The organism is Ralstonia sp. VS2407, assembly GCF_052950655.1.
Map to the genome: position 1 here is coordinate 1 of NZ_JBRFVG010000122.1, position 536 is coordinate 536.

Below are 536 nucleotides of genomic sequence, written 5' to 3' on the forward strand. Positions count from 1 at the left end.
CTCGGAATGTTATCGGACCGCGCCGGGCTCGCCGGAACGGTGTTTTTGTATCGTCTGTCGTCACGGTGTCGATCGGACATGCTGGCCCATGCCGGCCGGTACGACCATCGCGGCGACCGGCTGTCGGGCGCCCTGCTATTTAAGCATGGCGTGCGGGCAATGGGCAGGGGCCGCGCGCCGATAAAAAAACGGCCCGGCCCGCATCGAAGCGGACCGGGCCGTGGCGGGATGCGTGCTGTTTATTACAGCGCGCCTCCTTGCGCCGACGCCGAACCCTTCACGCCGACCGACGCGCCGCCCTGCACCGCGTTCGTCGCGCCTTCGAGCGCCTCGCCGGCCTTCGCCTTCGCGCCGCCCGCGACATCGCCCGCGGTCGACACCGCGCCTTGCGCATGGCTCTTCGTCGAACCTGCGACGTGCTTCACGTGCGACTTCGTCGCATGCACGGCCGATGCCGCCGCATCCTTCGTCGCGCCGGCCGCCGAACCGACCGCCTGCGTCGCGCCGCCCACTGCCGTGCCGGCTGCCGAGCCCAC

At 70.5% G+C, this 536-nt stretch carries 1 pseudogene; it reads right to left on the bottom strand.

Annotated features, from left to right (window positions below):
- Nucleotides 1-242: 242 nt before the first annotated feature.
- A pseudogene (locus tag ACU8YE_RS24175) lies at nucleotides 243-536 on the bottom strand (hypothetical protein); the annotation flags it as partial.